19 protein-coding genes are annotated in these 17664 nt (G+C 41.6%); 6 read left to right on the top strand and 13 right to left on the bottom strand.

Going from position 1 to position 17664, the window contains the following annotated elements:
• Nucleotides 1–9 precede the first annotated feature (9 nt).
• Together ACNQO6_RS01265 and ACNQO6_RS01260 are read left to right on the top strand one after the other, a co-directional pair.
• Nucleotides 10–1329 carry an adenylosuccinate synthase gene (locus ACNQO6_RS01265; protein WP_343581007.1) on the top strand — a complete coding sequence of 440 codons (1320 nt, stop codon included), beginning with the start codon at nt 10–12 and terminating at the stop codon, nt 1327–1329.
• Nucleotides 1330–1408: 79 nt separating this feature from the next.
• Nucleotides 1409–1726, top strand: coding sequence for a putative quinol monooxygenase (locus ACNQO6_RS01260; protein WP_440207872.1), 318 nt, complete (start codon nt 1409–1411; stop codon nt 1724–1726).
• A 329-nt stretch (nt 1727–2055) separates the two neighbouring features.
• On the opposite strand, the gene ACNQO6_RS01255 is transcribed toward ACNQO6_RS01260, so the two are convergent.
• Nucleotides 2056–3063, bottom strand: coding sequence for a helix-turn-helix transcriptional regulator (locus tag ACNQO6_RS01255; protein WP_440207871.1), 1008 nt, complete (start codon nt 3061–3063; stop codon nt 2056–2058).
• 211 nt (nt 3064–3274) lie between these two features.
• On the opposite strand from ACNQO6_RS01255, the gene ACNQO6_RS01250 reads away from it, so the two are divergent.
• The 4 genes from ACNQO6_RS01250 (at nt 3275) to ACNQO6_RS01235 (ending at nt 7022) form a co-directional block, all read left to right on the top strand.
• Nucleotides 3275–4825 (top strand): circularly permuted type 2 ATP-grasp protein, encoded by a 1551-nt coding sequence (locus tag ACNQO6_RS01250; protein ID WP_440207870.1) that lies wholly within the window; start codon nt 3275–3277, stop codon nt 4823–4825.
• A gap of 67 nt (nt 4826–4892) precedes the next feature.
• Entirely contained in the window at nt 4893–5495 is a 603-nt protein-coding gene (locus ACNQO6_RS01245; protein WP_440207869.1) for an alpha-E domain-containing protein, read from the top strand.
• Nucleotides 5492–6271: a transglutaminase family protein gene (locus ACNQO6_RS01240; protein WP_440207868.1), complete on the top strand. Its 780-nt coding sequence runs from the start codon at nt 5492–5494 to the stop codon at nt 6269–6271. Before ACNQO6_RS01245 ends, ACNQO6_RS01240 begins: the two co-directional genes overlap by 4 nt.
• A gap of 16 nt (nt 6272–6287) precedes the next feature.
• Nucleotides 6288–7022: a proteasome-type protease gene (locus ACNQO6_RS01235; protein ID WP_343581000.1), complete on the top strand. Its 735-nt coding sequence runs from the start codon at nt 6288–6290 to the stop codon at nt 7020–7022.
• A 48-nt stretch (nt 7023–7070) separates the two neighbouring features.
• Here the strand turns inward: ACNQO6_RS01235 and alr are convergent, their stop codons facing one another.
• The 12 genes from alr to ACNQO6_RS01175 form a co-directional block, all read right to left on the bottom strand.
• Nucleotides 7071–8141, bottom strand: a complete 1071-nt coding sequence (gene alr, locus ACNQO6_RS01230; protein WP_262474905.1) for an alanine racemase — start codon at nt 8139–8141, stop codon at nt 7071–7073.
• A 59-nt stretch (nt 8142–8200) separates the two neighbouring features.
• Entirely contained in the window at nt 8201–9646 is a 1446-nt protein-coding gene (gene dnaB, locus ACNQO6_RS01225) for a replicative DNA helicase (RefSeq protein ID WP_343580997.1), read from the bottom strand.
• A 181-nt stretch (nt 9647–9827) separates the two neighbouring features.
• Complete coding sequence (locus tag ACNQO6_RS01220; protein ID WP_262474906.1) at nt 9828–10127, bottom strand: TM2 domain-containing protein; 300 nt, start codon at nt 10125–10127, stop codon at nt 9828–9830.
• 114 nt (nt 10128–10241) lie between these two features.
• A complete protein-coding gene (gene rplI, locus ACNQO6_RS01215) occupies nt 10242–10688 on the bottom strand; it encodes a 50S ribosomal protein L9 (RefSeq protein WP_004771583.1) in 447 nt (148 codons plus the stop codon).
• A 12-nt stretch (nt 10689–10700) separates the two neighbouring features.
• A complete protein-coding gene (rpsR, locus tag ACNQO6_RS01210) occupies nt 10701–10928 on the bottom strand; it encodes a 30S ribosomal protein S18 (protein WP_000090661.1) in 228 nt (75 codons plus the stop codon).
• Between the two features lie 11 nt (nt 10929–10939).
• On the bottom strand, nt 10940–11323 hold the full coding sequence (gene rpsF / locus ACNQO6_RS01205; protein WP_004638540.1) for a 30S ribosomal protein S6: 384 nt from the start codon (nt 11321–11323) through the stop codon (nt 10940–10942).
• Nucleotides 11324–11700: 377 nt separating this feature from the next.
• Nucleotides 11701–12579, bottom strand: coding sequence for a heme o synthase (gene cyoE / locus ACNQO6_RS01200; protein ID WP_440207867.1), 879 nt, complete (start codon nt 12577–12579; stop codon nt 11701–11703).
• Nucleotides 12580–12589: 10 nt separating this feature from the next.
• Nucleotides 12590–12919 carry a cytochrome o ubiquinol oxidase subunit IV gene (locus ACNQO6_RS01195; protein WP_004771585.1) on the bottom strand — a complete coding sequence of 110 codons (330 nt, stop codon included), beginning with the start codon at nt 12917–12919 and terminating at the stop codon, nt 12590–12592.
• The gene (gene cyoC, locus ACNQO6_RS01190; protein ID WP_005229636.1) at nt 12919–13539 is read right to left on the bottom strand and encodes a cytochrome o ubiquinol oxidase subunit III; all 621 of its coding nucleotides are present in this window, start codon (nt 13537–13539) and stop codon (nt 12919–12921) included. The genes ACNQO6_RS01195 and cyoC overlap by 1 nt, the downstream gene beginning before the upstream one ends.
• 4 nt (nt 13540–13543) lie before the next feature.
• A complete protein-coding gene (cyoB, locus tag ACNQO6_RS01185; protein ID WP_440207866.1) occupies nt 13544–15535 on the bottom strand; it encodes a cytochrome o ubiquinol oxidase subunit I in 1992 nt (663 codons plus the stop codon).
• A gap of 3 nt (nt 15536–15538) precedes the next feature.
• Nucleotides 15539–16591 (bottom strand): ubiquinol oxidase subunit II, encoded by a 1053-nt coding sequence (cyoA, locus tag ACNQO6_RS01180; RefSeq protein WP_343581444.1) that lies wholly within the window; start codon nt 16589–16591, stop codon nt 15539–15541.
• A gap of 298 nt (nt 16592–16889) precedes the next feature.
• Nucleotides 16890–17654, bottom strand: a complete 765-nt coding sequence (locus ACNQO6_RS01175; protein WP_343581443.1) for an RDD family protein — start codon at nt 17652–17654, stop codon at nt 16890–16892.
• Nucleotides 17655–17664 lie beyond the last annotated feature (10 nt).

Here is a 17664-nt window from a genome sequence, read left to right as displayed (position 1 = left end):
GAGGCTATTATGGGCAAAAATGTTGTGGTACTTGGTACCCAATGGGGCGACGAAGGAAAAGGTAAAATCGTCGACCTGCTCACAGATCAAGCGGCTGCGGTAGTACGCTATCAAGGCGGTCACAACGCAGGACATACTCTTGTCGTAGGTGGTAAGAAGACTGTATTACACCTCATTCCATCAGGTATTTTACGTGAAAACGTATTGTGCTTAATCGGGAATGGTGTGGTTCTTTCTCCTGAAGCATTAATTAAAGAAATGGCAATTCTGGAACAAGAAGGCGTACCTGTTAAAGAACGTTTACGTATTTCTCCAAACTGTCCATTAATTTTGCCAAACCACATTGCGCTTGACCAAGCACGTGAGAAAAAACGTGGTAACGCGAAAATTGGTACCACAGGCCGTGGTATTGGTCCTGCTTATGAAGATAAAGTTGCACGTCGCGCTGTACGCGTCGCTGACTTGATCCGTGGTGGTGCATTGCTTGAAGAAAAACTCAAGGAAATGCTTGAGCTTCATAACTTCCAGCTTTCTCAATTCTATGGTGTTGAAGAAGTTAAGTTTGAAGATGTACTTGCGCTTTGCAACCAATGGCGTGAAGTGCTTGAGCCACTAGTGATTGACGTGACTAAGGTGTTACATGATTACCGTAAAGAAGGTAAGGCAATCATGTTTGAAGGTGCACAAGGTTCGTTACTTGACATCGATCACGGTACCTATCCATACGTAACCAGCTCAAATACCACTGCGGGTGGCGTAAGCTCTGGTTCAGGTATGGGGCCACTGCATTTAGACTATGTCTTGGGTATTACCAAAGCATATACAACACGTGTTGGTGCTGGTCCATTCCCAACTGAATTGCACTATGATGCTGCAACCGATACTGGTGATGCGATTGGTCGTCACTTAGGTACAGTCGGTCATGAATTTGGTGCGTCTACTGGTCGTCAACGTCGTTGTGGCTGGTTCGATGCAGAAATTCTACGTCGTTCAGTTGAAGTAAACTCATTGTCTGGTATTTGCTTGACTAAACTTGACGTATTAGATGGTTTAGAAGAAGTGAAAATCTGTGTCGGTTATGAAGATGTAGATTCAGGCTGTGCCGGTTCTTCTGATGCGATTTCATTCGAAAGCTTGAAGCCGATCTATGAAACCATGCCAGGTTGGAGCGAGTCGACTGTCGGTTTAACTCAAATCGATCAACTTCCTGCAAATGCATTGGCTTATGTACGCCGTATCGAAACGTTAATTGGTTGCCCAATTGATATCGTTTCAACAGGTCCTGACCGTGCAGAAACAATCGTATTGCGTCATCCATTTTCAGCATAAGCTGAGTTGATGATAAAAAAGCTCTCATGAATTTGAGAGCTTTTTTTTATGGAAAAATTTCAGAAAAATAAGAGCCAATATGACCTTAAAGCTGATTGCAGAAGACTTTATTCAACCCGAATACATTGAGATGGTTTTACCGCTTTATCAAGAGCTTGTTGAAAAAACTAGAACTGAAGCAGGATGTATTGCTTACGACCTTTACCATGATCATAAGCAGAAAGGGCATTTTGTTTTTATTGAAGAATGGGATGATCGGGCTGCACTGGATTTACATGTACAGTCTGAGCATTTTCAGCGCTTGGTGCCGCAAATTGATCAATATCAAACACAAGCTGGACGTTTTACGCATCTACATCGTTTTGAGACCTTGTTTGAGAATCAAAATGATCAGTAATATGGCTTTGATCTAGCAAATGCTGATAGCAAAAAAACAGCTTTGGATTCCAATCTTTGTTATTTCACAGCCTTAAAAATCCTCGTTATATTAGCTTTACGTTCAAACAAAGAGGGTTTTAACTATGACGAAAAAGAGAATCCGTTACAATGGCTATGAATTGGCGTGCCGATGTTGATTTGCATTACAGCGCTAAAAAAGGTGCAAACCAATTTTGATCAAGGCGGGGAGAGAGATTGGTTTGACATTTAAAATAATAAAAATAATGTTGAGTGATTAATAATAAAATCTATAAAAAGTCAAAGAGAACCGAAAGGTTCTCTTTTTTATTACTCATTTTCTTCAATTTCTTTCACTGCATTATAAACAGCAGCAGGTTCAATATTCAGAATCTTTTTACCAAAACTTCTGAGCCACCACACCAGTTGTGAAGTAAAGGGAACAGTTGCAGAAACTTCAACAATATTCTCTTCCAAAGCCTGGATGACCTGATCTTTGCTAAGCTGACTTTCGTAGAAGCTTTTAGCGGTACTCTCGCTCATGGTCAGTTTTAACTGAATCTGTTCAGTTGGCTTGTTATAGTCGACCCGGAAACCAAGAGCACCTGATTCAATATAATTATCAATATCAAAATTCACAGGATGTAAGGCACGATTGTCCAGTACGGTTGCTGATTTAAAACGATGTAAGGCGAAGGTCTGGACTTCGGTTTTATCATTACGGGTACAGATCAGGTAAATCACGGCACCTTTTTGCACCAATGCCAATGGATTCAGGATATAGGTCTTATCTTCACCCTGATGGGTTCTGGCACGATAAATACATTCAATCTGTTTATCTTGTAATAAACCTTCGTAAATCGCCTGTTGTGCATGTTTGTCCACCACAGGTGGAATTAGAGGCTGCGTCGCAGGTACGATTCGAACACGGTTAATCCATTGTCTCACGTTGTTCTGGGTTGAAAGGCTACGCTTGGCAAGGTCAAACCACGGCATCATTTCTTCTAGCAAGCTGGGTGGAAGCAAGTGACGTAAATGTTCTTCTACCATCATGAAGGTCACTGCTTGTGAACTGGTCATGTGTGGCAAGCTCTGAATAGGCGCGTCAGAACGCCAGCGCCAGCCTTGAGGGACGGTTTTATTACTCTCTATAGGGAAGCGTTGCGCGATCTGATTTAAATCGCGCTGAATGGTTCTCAGGCTAATATCAATGCCTTCACGTTCTAAAATTTCTTGTAATTCTCGGGTGCCCATCCATTTTCCGGTCGAAAGGCGGGATAAAATCTGCCACTGGCGATAAAGGCTATTTGAAGTTTCTTTTTCTTGTACGGATGACATAAGCGTAATACGTAATTCAATGGTCTAAAGCACACACAATAAAAAAACTATACTTATTTAGCAAGCCCATCCGATCCAGATTACGTATTTACGACTGAAATGAACACGCTTTTGCTTAAATATTTTAGTTCTGGTTGAAATTTGATCATTTGTGTAAGTGGCATTGAAATTGCTTTATTTGAATATAAATAAATGATGAGACGAGGTTTCTATGTCAGAACAAGAGAATAGCCTACATATAAGTACAGATTATTTTACAGTAGAGTCAAATACAGCAGTTTCCATTGATACATCAACATTTATTCCTCAACTTCATGTAACGACAAATCTATTCGAACAGCTTAAATCGCAATTTTTTAATGAAATGTTAGATGATCAAAGTTTTAATGGTGAGGCATCGAAAAAAATTGAACAATGGCTAAGTATGCGTAGTCTTGACGATTTAAAGACTTTGGAAGCACAAGCCAAACAGCATTTTCTTTATCAGGGGATCACCTTTAATGTATATGGTGATCAGGAAGGTGCGGAACGGACCATCCCGTATGACCTTATTCCACGTGTCATTGAAAAGAAGCAATGGGAGAAGATTGCAACAGGCTGTGCACAACGTGTGAAAGCGCTGAATCTATTTTTAGATGATATTTATCATGGTCAGCATATTTTAAAAGAAGGTTTAATTGCCGCAGAACAGGTGATTGCCCATGAAGCCTTTCAACCACATATGTTGAAGCATCGGTTAAAGGGAAAAATTTATTCACAAATCAGTGGTATAGACATTATTCGTGATGCTCAAGGTGAGTTCTTTGTACTTGAAGATAATTTACGTACACCATCTGGTGTGTCTTATATGCTGGAAAGCCGAAAAATCAGCCAGAAACTGATGCCAGATTTGTGTAGCAGCAATAATTTACAAGGGATTGAGCAATATCCAAGTCTGTTAAAAGCAATATTGGAAGAAAATGCCTATGTTGACCGGCCTTTGATTGTGGTGCTCACACCAGGACGTTTTAACAGTGCCTATTACGAACATTCATTTTTAGCGCGTGAAATGGATGTGCCTCTGGTAACCAGTCGGGATTTATTTGTTGAGGATGAGAAAGTTTTTGTCAAAACTATTCATGGCCGTCAGCAAGTGGATGTGATTTATCGCCGTGTTGATGATGATTTCCTTGATCCGCTCAGCTTTAGACCCGATAGCAGCTTGGGTGTGGCTGGTTTAATGTCTGCCTATCTACAACATAATGTTGTGATTGCCAATGCCCCAGGTACAGGCGTGGCTGATGACAAGTCGATTTATCCTTATGTAGATCAGATGATTCAATTCTATTTGGGAGAAGTCCCGATTTTAAATAATGTACCGACCTATCAATGTCGTGAGGCTGAGCAGCTTGATTATGTCTTGAGGAATTTAGAAAAGCTGGTAGTTAAAGAAGCACAGGGTTCTGGGGGCTATGGCATGTTGATTGGTCCGCAAGCAGATCAGCAGCAGATTGATTGTTTCAGACAGAAACTGATTGAGACACCACATTTATATATTGCACAACCGACATTGGCTCTGTCTGTTGCGCCAACGTTGACCCCAGAGGGGCTGGCTGAACGTCATATTGATTTACGCCCATTTGTGTTGAGTTCACCTTATCGCACTGAAATTGTGCCAGGCGGCTTAACCCGCGTTGCCATGCAGGCAGGCTCATTGGTGGTGAACTCTTCTCAAGGGGGAGGGATTAAAGATACATGGGTCGTGGAAAGTTTACATTCCTAAGCGGTACGCCACAGCTTGAATACAATCCAAGCTAGGGCGTGGATATAAAGAAAAAAGGAGGAATTCTATGCTTTTGCTTAGTTCAAGTGCTCAACATATTTACTGGTTAGGACGTTATCTATTCCGTATCGCCTATGTTGCAGAACAACTGCCTTTTGTGGATGATCAGCAGGCCTCAGAATTTGCGCAAGCGCTTTGTTTGCATATTGATGATGCAGAAAACTTGAATCAATTCATGTTAGACCGGCAACAGCCTTATTCTTTATTGAGTCAACTAGAGATAGCACGGGACAATATTCAGGAATTAAGAGGTTTGTTGACGGCACAGGCCTATGCTGAACTAAATTATTTGATTAAAAGTACGGTTGCCGACGGGCTGGCTATTCAAGCTGCAGTGGAGCGTTGTTGTGATATTCTAAAAGCGGAACAGGAAGATATTTTTCTATTCTTTCATATTGGGCAATGTATTGAGCAAATAGATACCTATTTTAGATTCCAACATCATCTTGATCCGATGTTTGATAGGATTGATCCGACTTTTGAGCAGTTATTTCAGTTGGGATGGCAAGATCTACAACCCAGTTGGCAGATCTTAAAAGAGCAGCCATACTTGGACCAGTTTTATGCATTTACCTATAAATTGGAAAATCAGTTTGAGGCATTCTCATGAAACTTATGGTGAATCACCAGACGCATTATCGCTATACCGAAGTTGCACGGAATAGTGTCCAGTCAATCAAAATGATGCCGCAGAGTTCTCGGCATCAGAGCATTGAGAATTGGCAGATTAGTGTACCAGGGCAGTATTCGTGTCAGCGTGATGCGTTTAACAATTTGTGGATTACCGCAACACAACGCCATGAGTATCGCTATTTGACAATTATGGCTCAAGGCGTGGTGGATTTGCATGCAACAGAGGTCGGCTATGTCGAAACCGATATTTCACCGATGATCTTTTTACAACGGACTGCGATGACCTGTTGTGACCTGACTATGACAGATTTTGCACAGTCAGTTGTTGCTGCAAAAAATAGACAAAATCTGATTGTTTTATCAGAGAAAATTTTAGAGCAAGTCCCTTATCAACCCGAGAGTACCTCAGTTACGACCTCTGCAATTGAGGCCTTTTATGCAGGTCAGGGGGTGTGTCAGGATCACGCCCATATATTAATTGCCATGTGTCGTGCGCTACAATTACCAGCACGTTATGTATCTGGCTATATCTATGATAAAAATCAACCGCACCTTGCCAGTCATGCATGGGCCGAGATTTTTGTGGATAATGAGTGGTATTGTTTCGATGTGAGTAATCAGAGATTCACACCACAAAATCATATTTATGTTGCGGTTGGGCGTGACTATCTAGATGTTGCACCCGTGCGCGGTATTCGTGAGCAAGGTGGCGTAGAAAGTATGATGTCTGTGGTACAGGTTTTGGCATGTTAAGTAGAAAGAGAGAAAGATGACCTATTGTTGTGCATTAAGATTAGAGCAGGGTTTGGTATTGATTAGTGATACCCGAACAAATGCCGGGGTCGATCATATTTCTGTATTTCGTAAGCTACATACGTTTGGGGTGGAGGGCGAGCGCTTTATTGCTTTGCAGACAGCAGGTAATTTGGCGACCACTCAGGCGGTGATTGGGCATTTGCAAAATGCTTTGGCGCTGCATCAGGAACCCAATTTATATAGTGCCAACACGATGTTTGAAGTGGCAGAACTGGTGGGGAAAACCCTGCGCAAAGTGCTGGAAGACATTACCTCAGATACGCAGGAACAGATGAATTACTCTTGCAGTATTTTGGTGGGAGGACAGATCAAAGGCGAAGAAATGCAGCTGTATAACGTCTACCCACAGGGTAATTTTATTTGTGCAACCACGGATACGCCGTATTTTCAGATCGGTGAAAGTAAATACGGTAAACCTATTCTTGATCGTGCATTATATTATCGAATGCCGCTAGATGATGCCTTGCGTTGTTCACTGATTTCATTTGATTCAACTTTACGTTCCAATGTATCGGTTGGCTTACCTCTGGATGCCCTGGTTTATCATAAAGATAGTTTTAAAATTCCAGAGGGTAAACGGATTAGTGAGGATGATCCTTACTTTAGCCAGATTAGTAAGCAATGGTCGGAAACCTTAAGACGTGGTTTGCAAGAACTTCCAAAGCCGACAGCAGATTATGATCTATAAATTGAGCACAAATAAAAAATCCAGGCATAGCCTGGATTTTTGGTGTTTTTAAATGACTTTACGTCGTGGGCGATTGCTCAAACGGCATAATAACTCATAGCCAATGGTGCCGTTTGCAGTAGCAACATCATCCACGAGACGATGTGCGCCCCAAAGCTCCACTTTCGTACCAATCTCGGCTGTAATATTCGTCACATCAATCGCCATCATATCCATACTGACGCGTCCAACCACTGGAACCAGTTGCTGATCAATGGCTACAAAGTTCTGCTGAATATAGGCACGTGGATAGCCATCGCCATAGCCAATCGAAACAATGGCAATTTTTGAAGGGCAGGTTGCGGCATAAGTGGAACCATAGCCGACACATTCACCTTGTTGAATCTGGTTCAAAGCCATGATTTCTGCGCTAAAAGTCATTACTGGTTTCAGATCGAGCGCATGCACATTCTTATCGGCAAAGGGGGAAGCGCCATATAGCATGATTCCCGGGCGGACAAAATCAAAATGCAGTTCCGGATATTTATAAATCGCTGCTGAATTGCAACATGAGGCTAAAATTGGTGCACATGCCTGTTTAACCTGTAAGAATTGTTCTATTTGCTGTTCATTCAATGGATGATCGACATCTGCATTGGCAAAATGCATGGCAAGTACACAGGTAAAACCTTCTGCTTTTAAACGCTGGATGACCTCGATAATTTCGGTCACTTTAAACCCTAAACGGTTCATTCCGCTATTCAGTTTGACCCAGACCTTTAATCCTAACGCATTATATGCTTGCTTGTGCTGGATTAGCCATTCGACTTGCTGGCTATGGTGAACGATACATTCAAGTTTCTGTTCAATGACCTGTGTCATTTCGTCTTCAGAAAATATACCTTCAATCAGCGTGATCGGCTGATGATAACCCAGTTGCCTGATCTCTAGCGCTTCTTCTAAACAGGCGACACCAAAGGCGTCTGTGGCGTCCAAGGCGGCTAAGCAATCTTTAACTCCGTGTCCGTAAGCATTGGATTTCACCATGCTGACAATTTTTGAATGTGGAGCAAGTTGTTTAACGCGGTTGAAATTATATTGTAGTGCATCACTATCAATATAAACTGTTGCTTGGCGCACCCTGATTTCTCCTTTGGGACGACTTGGAAAGTAGATAAAGCAGCTAAATAGGGGAAGAGTTATTCCTCATCATCATACTGGGCATAGAACTCAGGTGAGAGGTTACTAAAACGGGTATATTGACCTTCGAAAGCAAGACGCACGCTACCAATTGGACCGTTACGCTGTTTACCAATAATGATCTCGGCGGTGCCTGCTTCTTTGGATTCCTTGTTATAGACTTCATCACGGTAAATAAACATGATCAAGTCGGCATCCTGCTCAATCGCACCGGATTCACGTAAGTCGGACATCACTGGACGTTTGTTTGGACGATTCTCCAAACTACGGTTTAGCTGTGATAGGGCGATAACAGGACATTGCATTTCTTTGGCAAGTGCTTTCAGGCTTCGGGAAATTTCCGAGATCTCGCCGACACGGTTATCGCCCATACCGGGTACTTTCATCAACTGCAAGTAATCGACCATGATACAACCGATTTTGCCATCATGCATTTTGGCTACACGACGCGCACGGGCACGAAGTTCGGTTGGTGGTAGGGCCGATGAGTCATCGATATAAAGATGCATTTCCTGTAATTGCAGAATGGTCCCGGTGACTTTGGTCCATTCATCCGCATCCAGATTACCCGAACGTAAATGTCCTTGATGGACTTTACCCATGGCAGAAATCAAACGCATAGCAATCGAGTCAGCTGGCATCTCCATAGAGAATACCAGCGCTGGTAAGCGGTTATATTGCAATACACTTTCAACCAGGTTCATCGCGAATGTGGTTTTACCCATCGATGGACGTGCTGCGACAATAATCAAGTCACCTGGTTGCATGCCTGAGGTTTTATTATCCAGCTCTAGGAAGCCCGTGGTTAAACCAGTAATGTTGCCGTCTAGTTTAGACAGTTCATCTAATTTGGTGATAACGTCCGCAGTCACAGAACTGATCGATTTTGGCCCAGAATCTTTTTTATTGTTGTTGTGCTGTTCCGCCAAAGAGAAAATACTGGTTTCTGCTAAATCAAGAATTTCACTGACTGGACGACCTTTGGTGTCATAGGCATTTTGTAAAATATCACTGCTGATCTTGATCATGTTACGCAGCGTTGAAAATTCCTTGATTTTATTGGCATAAATTTCAAGGTTGTAGAAGCTTGATGGGGAGTCTGCCATCAATTGCATTAAATATTCTTCACCACCAATGGCATCAAGCAGATTTTGTTTGAGCAACCAGTCATTGACCAAAACTGCATCATAAGGCGAGTTTTCTTGGGCTAGTTTTTCAATGGCACGATAGATATATTTGTGACGCGTTGCATAGAAATCATTTTCTTTAAGTAAGTCACTAACTTGCTCAAAAGATTCTGCAACCGTCATTAGTGCTGCCAAGACCGCTTGCTCGATGGCAAGGTTATGCGGTGGGGTACGGAATTCTTTTAGCTGACCTGAGTCACTCACTTTACTCTCTGTGTTTGGAGAAGTTTTTGTAAAATTGGCATTCGCCTGTGACATAACAAGACCTAATAAAAAAGATGAAACAATACCGAGTGACTATCTTAATCCAAATGAAGCTGATCTGGACAATTTAATTCAGGGAAAATTGTGTAAGTGGTGCAATAGCATAATAGATAGTCATTTCTGCTATTGCATCCTGATTGGTCAGATCAATGTGAGAAAAAGGAGCCGTTTCACTTTAAGATTGTGCAAACCAGTCCTGCACGAACTTTCCATTTTTTAAGCGATAAGCTGAAAGACCGTAGCGAAGATCATTCTTTTGCGCATCTTTCACAAAGCCAGTGTCTTTGCCCAAAGAATAGAGGAAGGCATCCAGTAGCAGCAGGGTGGCATCAATAAACCACCAAAAGCCTAACCCACCAAAGGTGATTAATTTTAAAACGCCACTGGTCTTTTTACCGAGATAGAAACGATCTATTCCAAAAAAACCTAAAAACATGGCGAGTACCAAAGCAATGATACGATTCTTCTTTTGCATATCGGTGGCCCTATAGAGTGAGAATTATAAAATTTAAAACTTAATTCGAAGTCTTTTTGTATTTTTTAGACATAAAAAAAGAGCATGTAAAACATGCTCTTTTTTTTGCAGAAATTACTCAGATACGATAGTAACGAGAACTTCAGCAACAACATCATGATGCAATTGGATTGCGATGTTGAATTCACCAGTGTGACGAAGCGCACCGTTTGGTAAACGAACTTCTGCACGGTCTACAGCAAGACCAGCATTAGTTAAAGCATCAGCGATGTCACGAGTACCGATAGAACCGAAGAGTTTACCTTCATCACCAGCTTTCGCAGTGATAACGATGTTTACTTCGTTCAATTGTTCAGCACGTGCATTCGCAGCAGCTAATACTTCAGCTTCTTGTTTCTCAAGTTCAGCACGACGAGCTTCAAAAGCAGCAGTGTTTGCTTCAGTTGCAGCTACAGCTTTACCTTGAGGGATCAAGAAGTTACGACCGTAACCAGCTTTAACTGATACTTTGTCGCCTAATTTACCAAGGTTTTTAATGCGTTGTAATAAGATAACGTCCACAGCTCACCTCACTTACTTATGGTTGTCAGTGTACGGAATCAAAGACAAATAGCGAGCTTGTTTGATAGCTAACGCTAATTGACGTTGATAACGAGCTTTAGTACCTGTAATACGGCTAGGAACAATCTTGCCGTTTTCAGTGATGTACTGTTTTAAAGTGTCGATATCTTTGTAGTCGATGTACGCAACATTCTCAGCTGTAAAGCGGCAGAACTTGCGACGACGGTAAAAACGTGCCATTGATGTTCTCCTTATTCAGCTTCTTGAACTGCTTGTTGTGCTTCTTCACGTTGAGCTTTACGCGCACGTTTTTCTTCAGCACTCTTAGCAAGTAAAGATTCTTCAGTAATTGCGTGTTCACGACGGATGATGATGTTACGAATGATCGCGTCGTTATAACGGAACAATTCTTCTAATTCATCAAGAGTCGTTTGACCACATTCAACATTCATAAGAATGTAGTGTGCTTTGTGAATTTTGTTAATCGGGTAAGCCAATTGGCGGCGGCCCCAATCTTCTAAACGGTGAATTTGACCTTCAGCTTCTTTGATCTGAGAGATATAGCGTTCAACCATACCTACAACTTGATCGCTTTGGTCTGGATGTACCAATAGTACGATTTCGTAGTGACGCATTGTCAGCTCCTTACGGTTTAAGCAGCCCCTGATTATAAAAATCAGAAGCAAGGAGTCATAACTTAAAAAAGTTACGTCGCAAATTGCGAAGCGGGGATTATATTCAAATCAGCGTGATAAAGCAAATGTAGTGTGGTTTGGTTTTTTTATTTTTTATAGTGAAATACAAAAAAGCATGTTGCTATTAATGTGAAAAATGCTTTATCAGATCAACGTAAAGTTCGGGTGTGATGAGGGGCTTGCTTTTAATTAAGTAGAAAAAACTGTACAGGGGATGAGTATAGAGCATTCATTTAGGCAATAAAGAAGCGAATGTTTTTATTGCACGAAATGAGTATAGCAAGGGAGAATAAAAAGATAGAGCGTTCTCTATCTTTTTAAAAAATAGGGAAGAATGGTGCAGGGCTTTTAAAGGTAAAGCTAAAGCTTAAACTGATGACAGTAATAAGAATTACTGAAAAAAGGAAAAAGCGTTTCGCCCAAAGTTGATCATCTTTAGCCTTAAATCCTAAAATACCAATGTAGAACCAATAAATACAAAGTGCATTACAGATCACCAGGAAAATGATATTGGTGTATCCATATACAAATAAAGCATTCATTGCAACGGTAAATAGAACCACATAAATCAGTGATTCAACTTTCGTTCTTAAAATCGAACGCGCTACAGGTAAAATCGGAACGCCTGCATTTTTGTAATCGTCAAAACGATAAATTGCGATTGCCCACGAATGTGGCATTTGCCATAAAGCATATGCAACAAAAATCAATAAGGCCGCCATATCGAACTGATGACTTACAGCCGTATAACCAATAACAGGAGGACTCGCTCCGGAAATACTACCAATGACAGTTTGATGGATTGTGGTGCGTTTGGTCCACAAACTATAAAAACCGACATAGACCACAAAACCAATCACTGCGAACAAAAATGCGTAAGCATTGACATAGAACCAGAGAATGCTAAAACCAATAATGCCCAAGACAAATGCATAGCACATTGCAACAGTAGGGGAAATGGTTTTAGTCACAAGTGCACGGTTCATGGTGCGCTGCATTTTTTGATCGATGTCTTGATCAATAACATTATTCACTACACAACCAGACGCAACGACAAAAGTTGTTCCGAGTAGGGTCAATAATAATAAGAGGAAGTCTATAGAGCCTTGGGCGGCTAAGAAGAAGCCGCCCAAGGTGGTAATAAAATTACCGAAGAGAATTCCTGGTTTAGTCAGGAATAAATACTTTTTCCACATGACAATCAGTTTAGATCATCATGTTGTAGTGTAGGTAATTCATAATCCACACAGAGCCGACTAGAAGTACAGCGATACATAAGATTGTGTAGATAAATGCAATAAGGTTCCAACGTTGATCAGACGATGTATTCATGTGCAGGAAGTACACAAGTTGTACAAGCACCTGAGCAACAGCAGTAATTGCAATTACTGTAACTAAAACGCCACGACTGAAACCACCCGCCATCACCATCCCGAATGGGATGATGGTGAGGATAACAGAAAGGATAAATCCAACAGTGTATTGTTTAAAGTTACCGTGTGACGCACCTGCAGCATTATGGTCATGACTACTCATTAGAGAACTCCCAGTAAGTAAACGACGCTGAATACACAGATCCAAACGATGTCAAGGAAGTGCCAGAACAAGCTTAAGCAAGCAAGACGACGTGTATTCGGTAAAGTCAAACCATTCTTTTTGATTTGATACATCAATACCAGCATCCAGACTAAACCAGAAGTTACGTGGATACCGTGTGTACCAACCAAAGTAAAGAACGATGATAAGAATGCACTGTGAGTAGGACCGTGGCCTTCGTGTACAAGGTGACGGAACTCATAGATTTCCATACCAATGAACGATGCACCAAAAAGGAATGTAATCAATAACCAGGTGATCACCTGATTTACATTCTTTTTATAAGATGCAAGTACAGCAAAGCCAAATGTTACCGATGAAATCAATAAGGCAAATGTTTCAGTTAAAACGAAGCCTAATGAGTCATGGAACAGGTCATATGCACTTGGGGTTCCTGGCGGGATATGACTGCTTAATACAGCGAACGCAATGAAGAGTGATCCGAAAAGAATCAAGTCACTCATCAAGTATGTCCAGAAACCAAAGACCGTTAAGTCTGTATCATCATGTTCATGATGACCATCGTGGCCGTGGTTGTCGTGATGAAGTACTTCAGCCATTTCCTTAGTCCTTCTTCAAGTGTTTTTCAAGTAAAGCATAGCGTTCGTTTTCAATACGCTCAACTTCGGCAGCAGGGACGTAGTAATCAACATTCTTGGTGAATGAGCTTACGATCAAGCTAACAACAGCTGAAACGAATGAAACAACAACAAGCCACCAAATATGCCAGATGAGTGCAAAACCAAGTACGGTAATGAACATCGCAATGACAAAACCAGCAGCACGATCAGTCGGCATGTGGATGTCTTCATATTTAGTGTTACGTGCGTATGCTACACCATTTTCTTTGTCAGTCCAGAAACGGTCAACGCCGCTTGCATCTGGTTCATGCGCAAAGTTATAGAATGGAGCAGGAGATGACGTTGCCCATTCAAGGGTACGGCTATCCCATGGATCGCCAGTATGGTCCATGTTGTCCTTACGTTGTAAGAAACCAACGATAATTTGCATCAAGAAGCATGCAATACCGATTGCAACAAGAACGGCACCGAATAACGCGATGGCCAAGTAAGGATCCCATTCTGGGTTGTCATATGTATTCAAACGACGCGTCATACCCATGAAACCAAGGATATAAAGTGGCATGAATGCAAAATAGAAACCGAAGAACCAGAACCAGAACGCAGCTTTACCCCATGCTTCATTGAGCTTCCAACCAAACATTTTCGGCCAGTAGAAGATGATGCCGGCAAACATACCAAACACCACACCACCGATAATTACGTTATGGAAGTGAGCGATCAAGAATAATGAGTTGTGTACCAGGAAGTCCGCAGGTGGAACAGCCATCAATACACCAGTTAAACCACCGATACCGAATGTTACAAGGAAGCCAAGCGTCCATAACATTGGTGTTGTATAGGTGATGCGACCTTTATACATGGTGAATAACCAAGAGAAGATTTTCACACCAGTCGGAATCGCAATAACCATGGTCATGATACCGAAGAACGCGTTCACGTTCGCACCAGCACCCATGGTGAAGAAGTGGTGAAGCCATACAACGAATGCAAGGACAGTAATCGCAATCGTCGCATACACCATAGACTTATAACCGAACAACGCTTTACGAGAGAAGGTTGCAACGATTTCTGAGTATAGACCAAATGCTGGTAATACCAAGATGTATACTTCAGGGTGACCCCAGGTCCAGATCAAGTTCACATAAAGCATTGGGCTACCGCCAAGCTCATTGGTGAAGAAATGGAAGCCGAAGTAACGGTCAAGTGTCAACATTGCAAGGGTACCTGTTAATACAGGGAATGATGCAATGATAAGTACTGCCGTACAAAGTGAAGTCCACGTGAAAATTGGCATATCCATCAATTTCATGCCAGGTGCACGCATTTTGATGATGGTAACAAAGAAGTTAACACCAGATAACAGCGTACCCAGACCAGAAACCTGAAGTGCCCAGATATAGTAGTCAACACCAACACCAGGAGAATATTGGATGCCAGATAGAGGAGGGTAAGCCATCCAACCAGTCGCAGCAAATTCACCCAACACCAGTGAAAGCATCATTAAACCAGCAGCACCGGCGAATAACCAGAAGCTTAAAGAGTTCAATAATGGGAAAGCAACGTCACGAGCACCAATCTGTAAAGGTACAGAGATGTTCATCATACCTACAACGAGACCCATTGCCACGAAGAAGATCATGATGACACCGTGTGCGGTGAAGATCTGGTCGTAGTGGTCAGGATGTAAGTAACCTTCACCGCCGCCTTTCGCGAGGAAAAGTTGTAGACGCATCATGATCGCATCGGCGAAACCACGCAAAAGCATGACCACAGATACAATGATATACATGATACCAATCTTTTTATGGTCTACAGTTGTAAACCATTCATTCCACAAATATCCCCATTTTTTGAAATAGGTGATACCGCCAAGCACAGCAATTGCACCAAGTGCCATAAAGACCATGGTGACAAGTACGATTGGCTCTGTCGGGATAGAGTCCCAACCCAGTTTACCAAAAATCATATCCATGTCTTATTCCCCTTGAGCAGCGTGTTCAGCTGCAGCATGAGTTTCTGCTGTTGCATGAGCAGCAGAGTGGTCAGCACCGTGATAGTTACTCATATAGTGGTTGATGATTGTTTCAAACAATTTTGGTTCAACTGATGAGTAATAAGTCACTGGGTGTGGCTTAGTCGGGAACGGTTTCATCGCTTCAGCTTTAGCAAGCGCTTCTTCATCACCAGCAGCTTTAGCACGGTTGACTAAATGCTCGATCTGATGCTTAGAACGATCGCCATCTTTCAGCGTTGCTAACTCAGCTTGGTCAAGCGTACCTTTTTGAATGGCTTCAGGGTTAATGCTTGTACCGTTACCAGCTTTAACTGCTTCTACCCACTGCGCAAATTCTGGTTCAGTTACACTGTGTGCTTTAAAGCGCATTTGTGAGAAACCGTAACCTGAATAGTTTGCCGAAAAACCACGGAATACACCTGGTTCATCTGCTAATAGGTGAAGGTGAGTTTGCATACCTGCCATTGCATAGATCTGACCACCTAACTGCGGGATGAAGAACGAGTTCATCGTGAAGTTAGAAGTAATCTTAAAGCTTACAGGTGTTTGTTCTGGGAAGCGTACTTCATTTACCGTTGCGATGTTTTGCTCAGGATAGATAAAAATCCACTTGAACTGTTCAGCGACAGCTTGAATAGTCAATGGTGCTTTATCTGATTCTAACGGACGGTAAGGGTCGTACTTGTGGGAACCCCACCAAGTTAACCAAGCTAAAATACCAATAATAATGACAGGAACACCCCAAACAACGATCTCAATTGTCGTAGAGTGTGCCCAAGTAGGTTTATAGTCTGCATCTTTATTCGACGCGCGATATTTCCAACCAAACCACAATGCCATAACAATTGATGGAATTACCACCAATAGCATTAAATAGATCGCAGTCATCATCAAGTTACTTTGACCTTGACCAACTGGACCTTTATTGTTTAGAAGTACCATATCACCGCCACACCCAGTCAAGAGCGCGGCCATCGCAGATAAAGACAATACAGCTAAAATCGTTTGTCTCATTTTACAACCTCGGTGAAGAGTCCCATTCCCTAATTAAATTATGGGATAGCGATTAAAGTGTCGCGTGATTGATAAGAATTGTTTAAAAAATGCTTAGCAATCACGCGACACCGCTACGTTGTTGGGCATTATGCCTCATATTGAAGAACTAAGCTACTGATAAAGTGGCCTGAAATGCTTGTTTTAAAACCCGATTTGTCTTGTAGGAATTAAGGTTGAGTTAAGTTCTTTTTGTATAAATATCAATTTAATATAAAAGAAAAGAGGAATAAATCCTCTTTTCTTTATCGATTTGTGATTACTGTTTAATTACCTTGGTTTTTGCCAATTTATCGTGCAGTGTTTGACGATTTTTGTTCAATGCGAAGAAAGCATAATCAACAATTGTAATAAATGGCATGAACAGCAGATTCAGAATAATGAATAAAACACTACGTAACCAGAAAGCTCGAATTGAGCTGACTTGTGTAAATGTTTCGGCATCTACAATTTTAATTTTTGCAATTTTCTTGCCAATGCTCTGACCTGATTTTGCAATAAAAAAAGCCTGGATCATCAGCATGATAATCAAGTAAGCAAAAATACTCATCCATGCTTCATTCGGGATGAGCTGCATTAACTGCTGTTGCAATTCAACGGCTTTACTCGATGCAACTTGAGCGGTCTGTAATTGCTTTTGAATTTCAAACAATTCTTTATATTGGCTTTCATTAAAAAAGAATGAAGGAATTGCTGCCATTGGCAACCAAAGCATCAAGTCCAGGACTTTGGCAAGCGCACGAGAGTGAAAAGCTGCCAACTCTGGTTTGGCTTTTTGCTCCACCTTGATTTTAAAAGAAGCGTTATCTGTTTCTGTTTTAACGGGAGTACTAAAAGCTGAGTAACCTACAGGTTCGTATACAAGTTTACCTTGAGTCAGCTCACCAAGTGTTTTCCATTCAGTCATACCTTCGTGCCAAGCCAGATCTGTCAATAAAACTTGTTGACTGGCAAGCATTTGGTTCACTTGTTCTAAACTATAGGGACCAGCTTGTTGATTGTTACGAGCCAAGTAAATTTGCATAATTTAAAAA

Source organism: Acinetobacter calcoaceticus (assembly GCF_051947995.1).
Classification (GTDB): Bacteria; Pseudomonadota; Gammaproteobacteria; order Pseudomonadales; family Moraxellaceae; genus Acinetobacter.
This window is presented reverse-complemented; position numbering and strand designations above follow the sequence as displayed.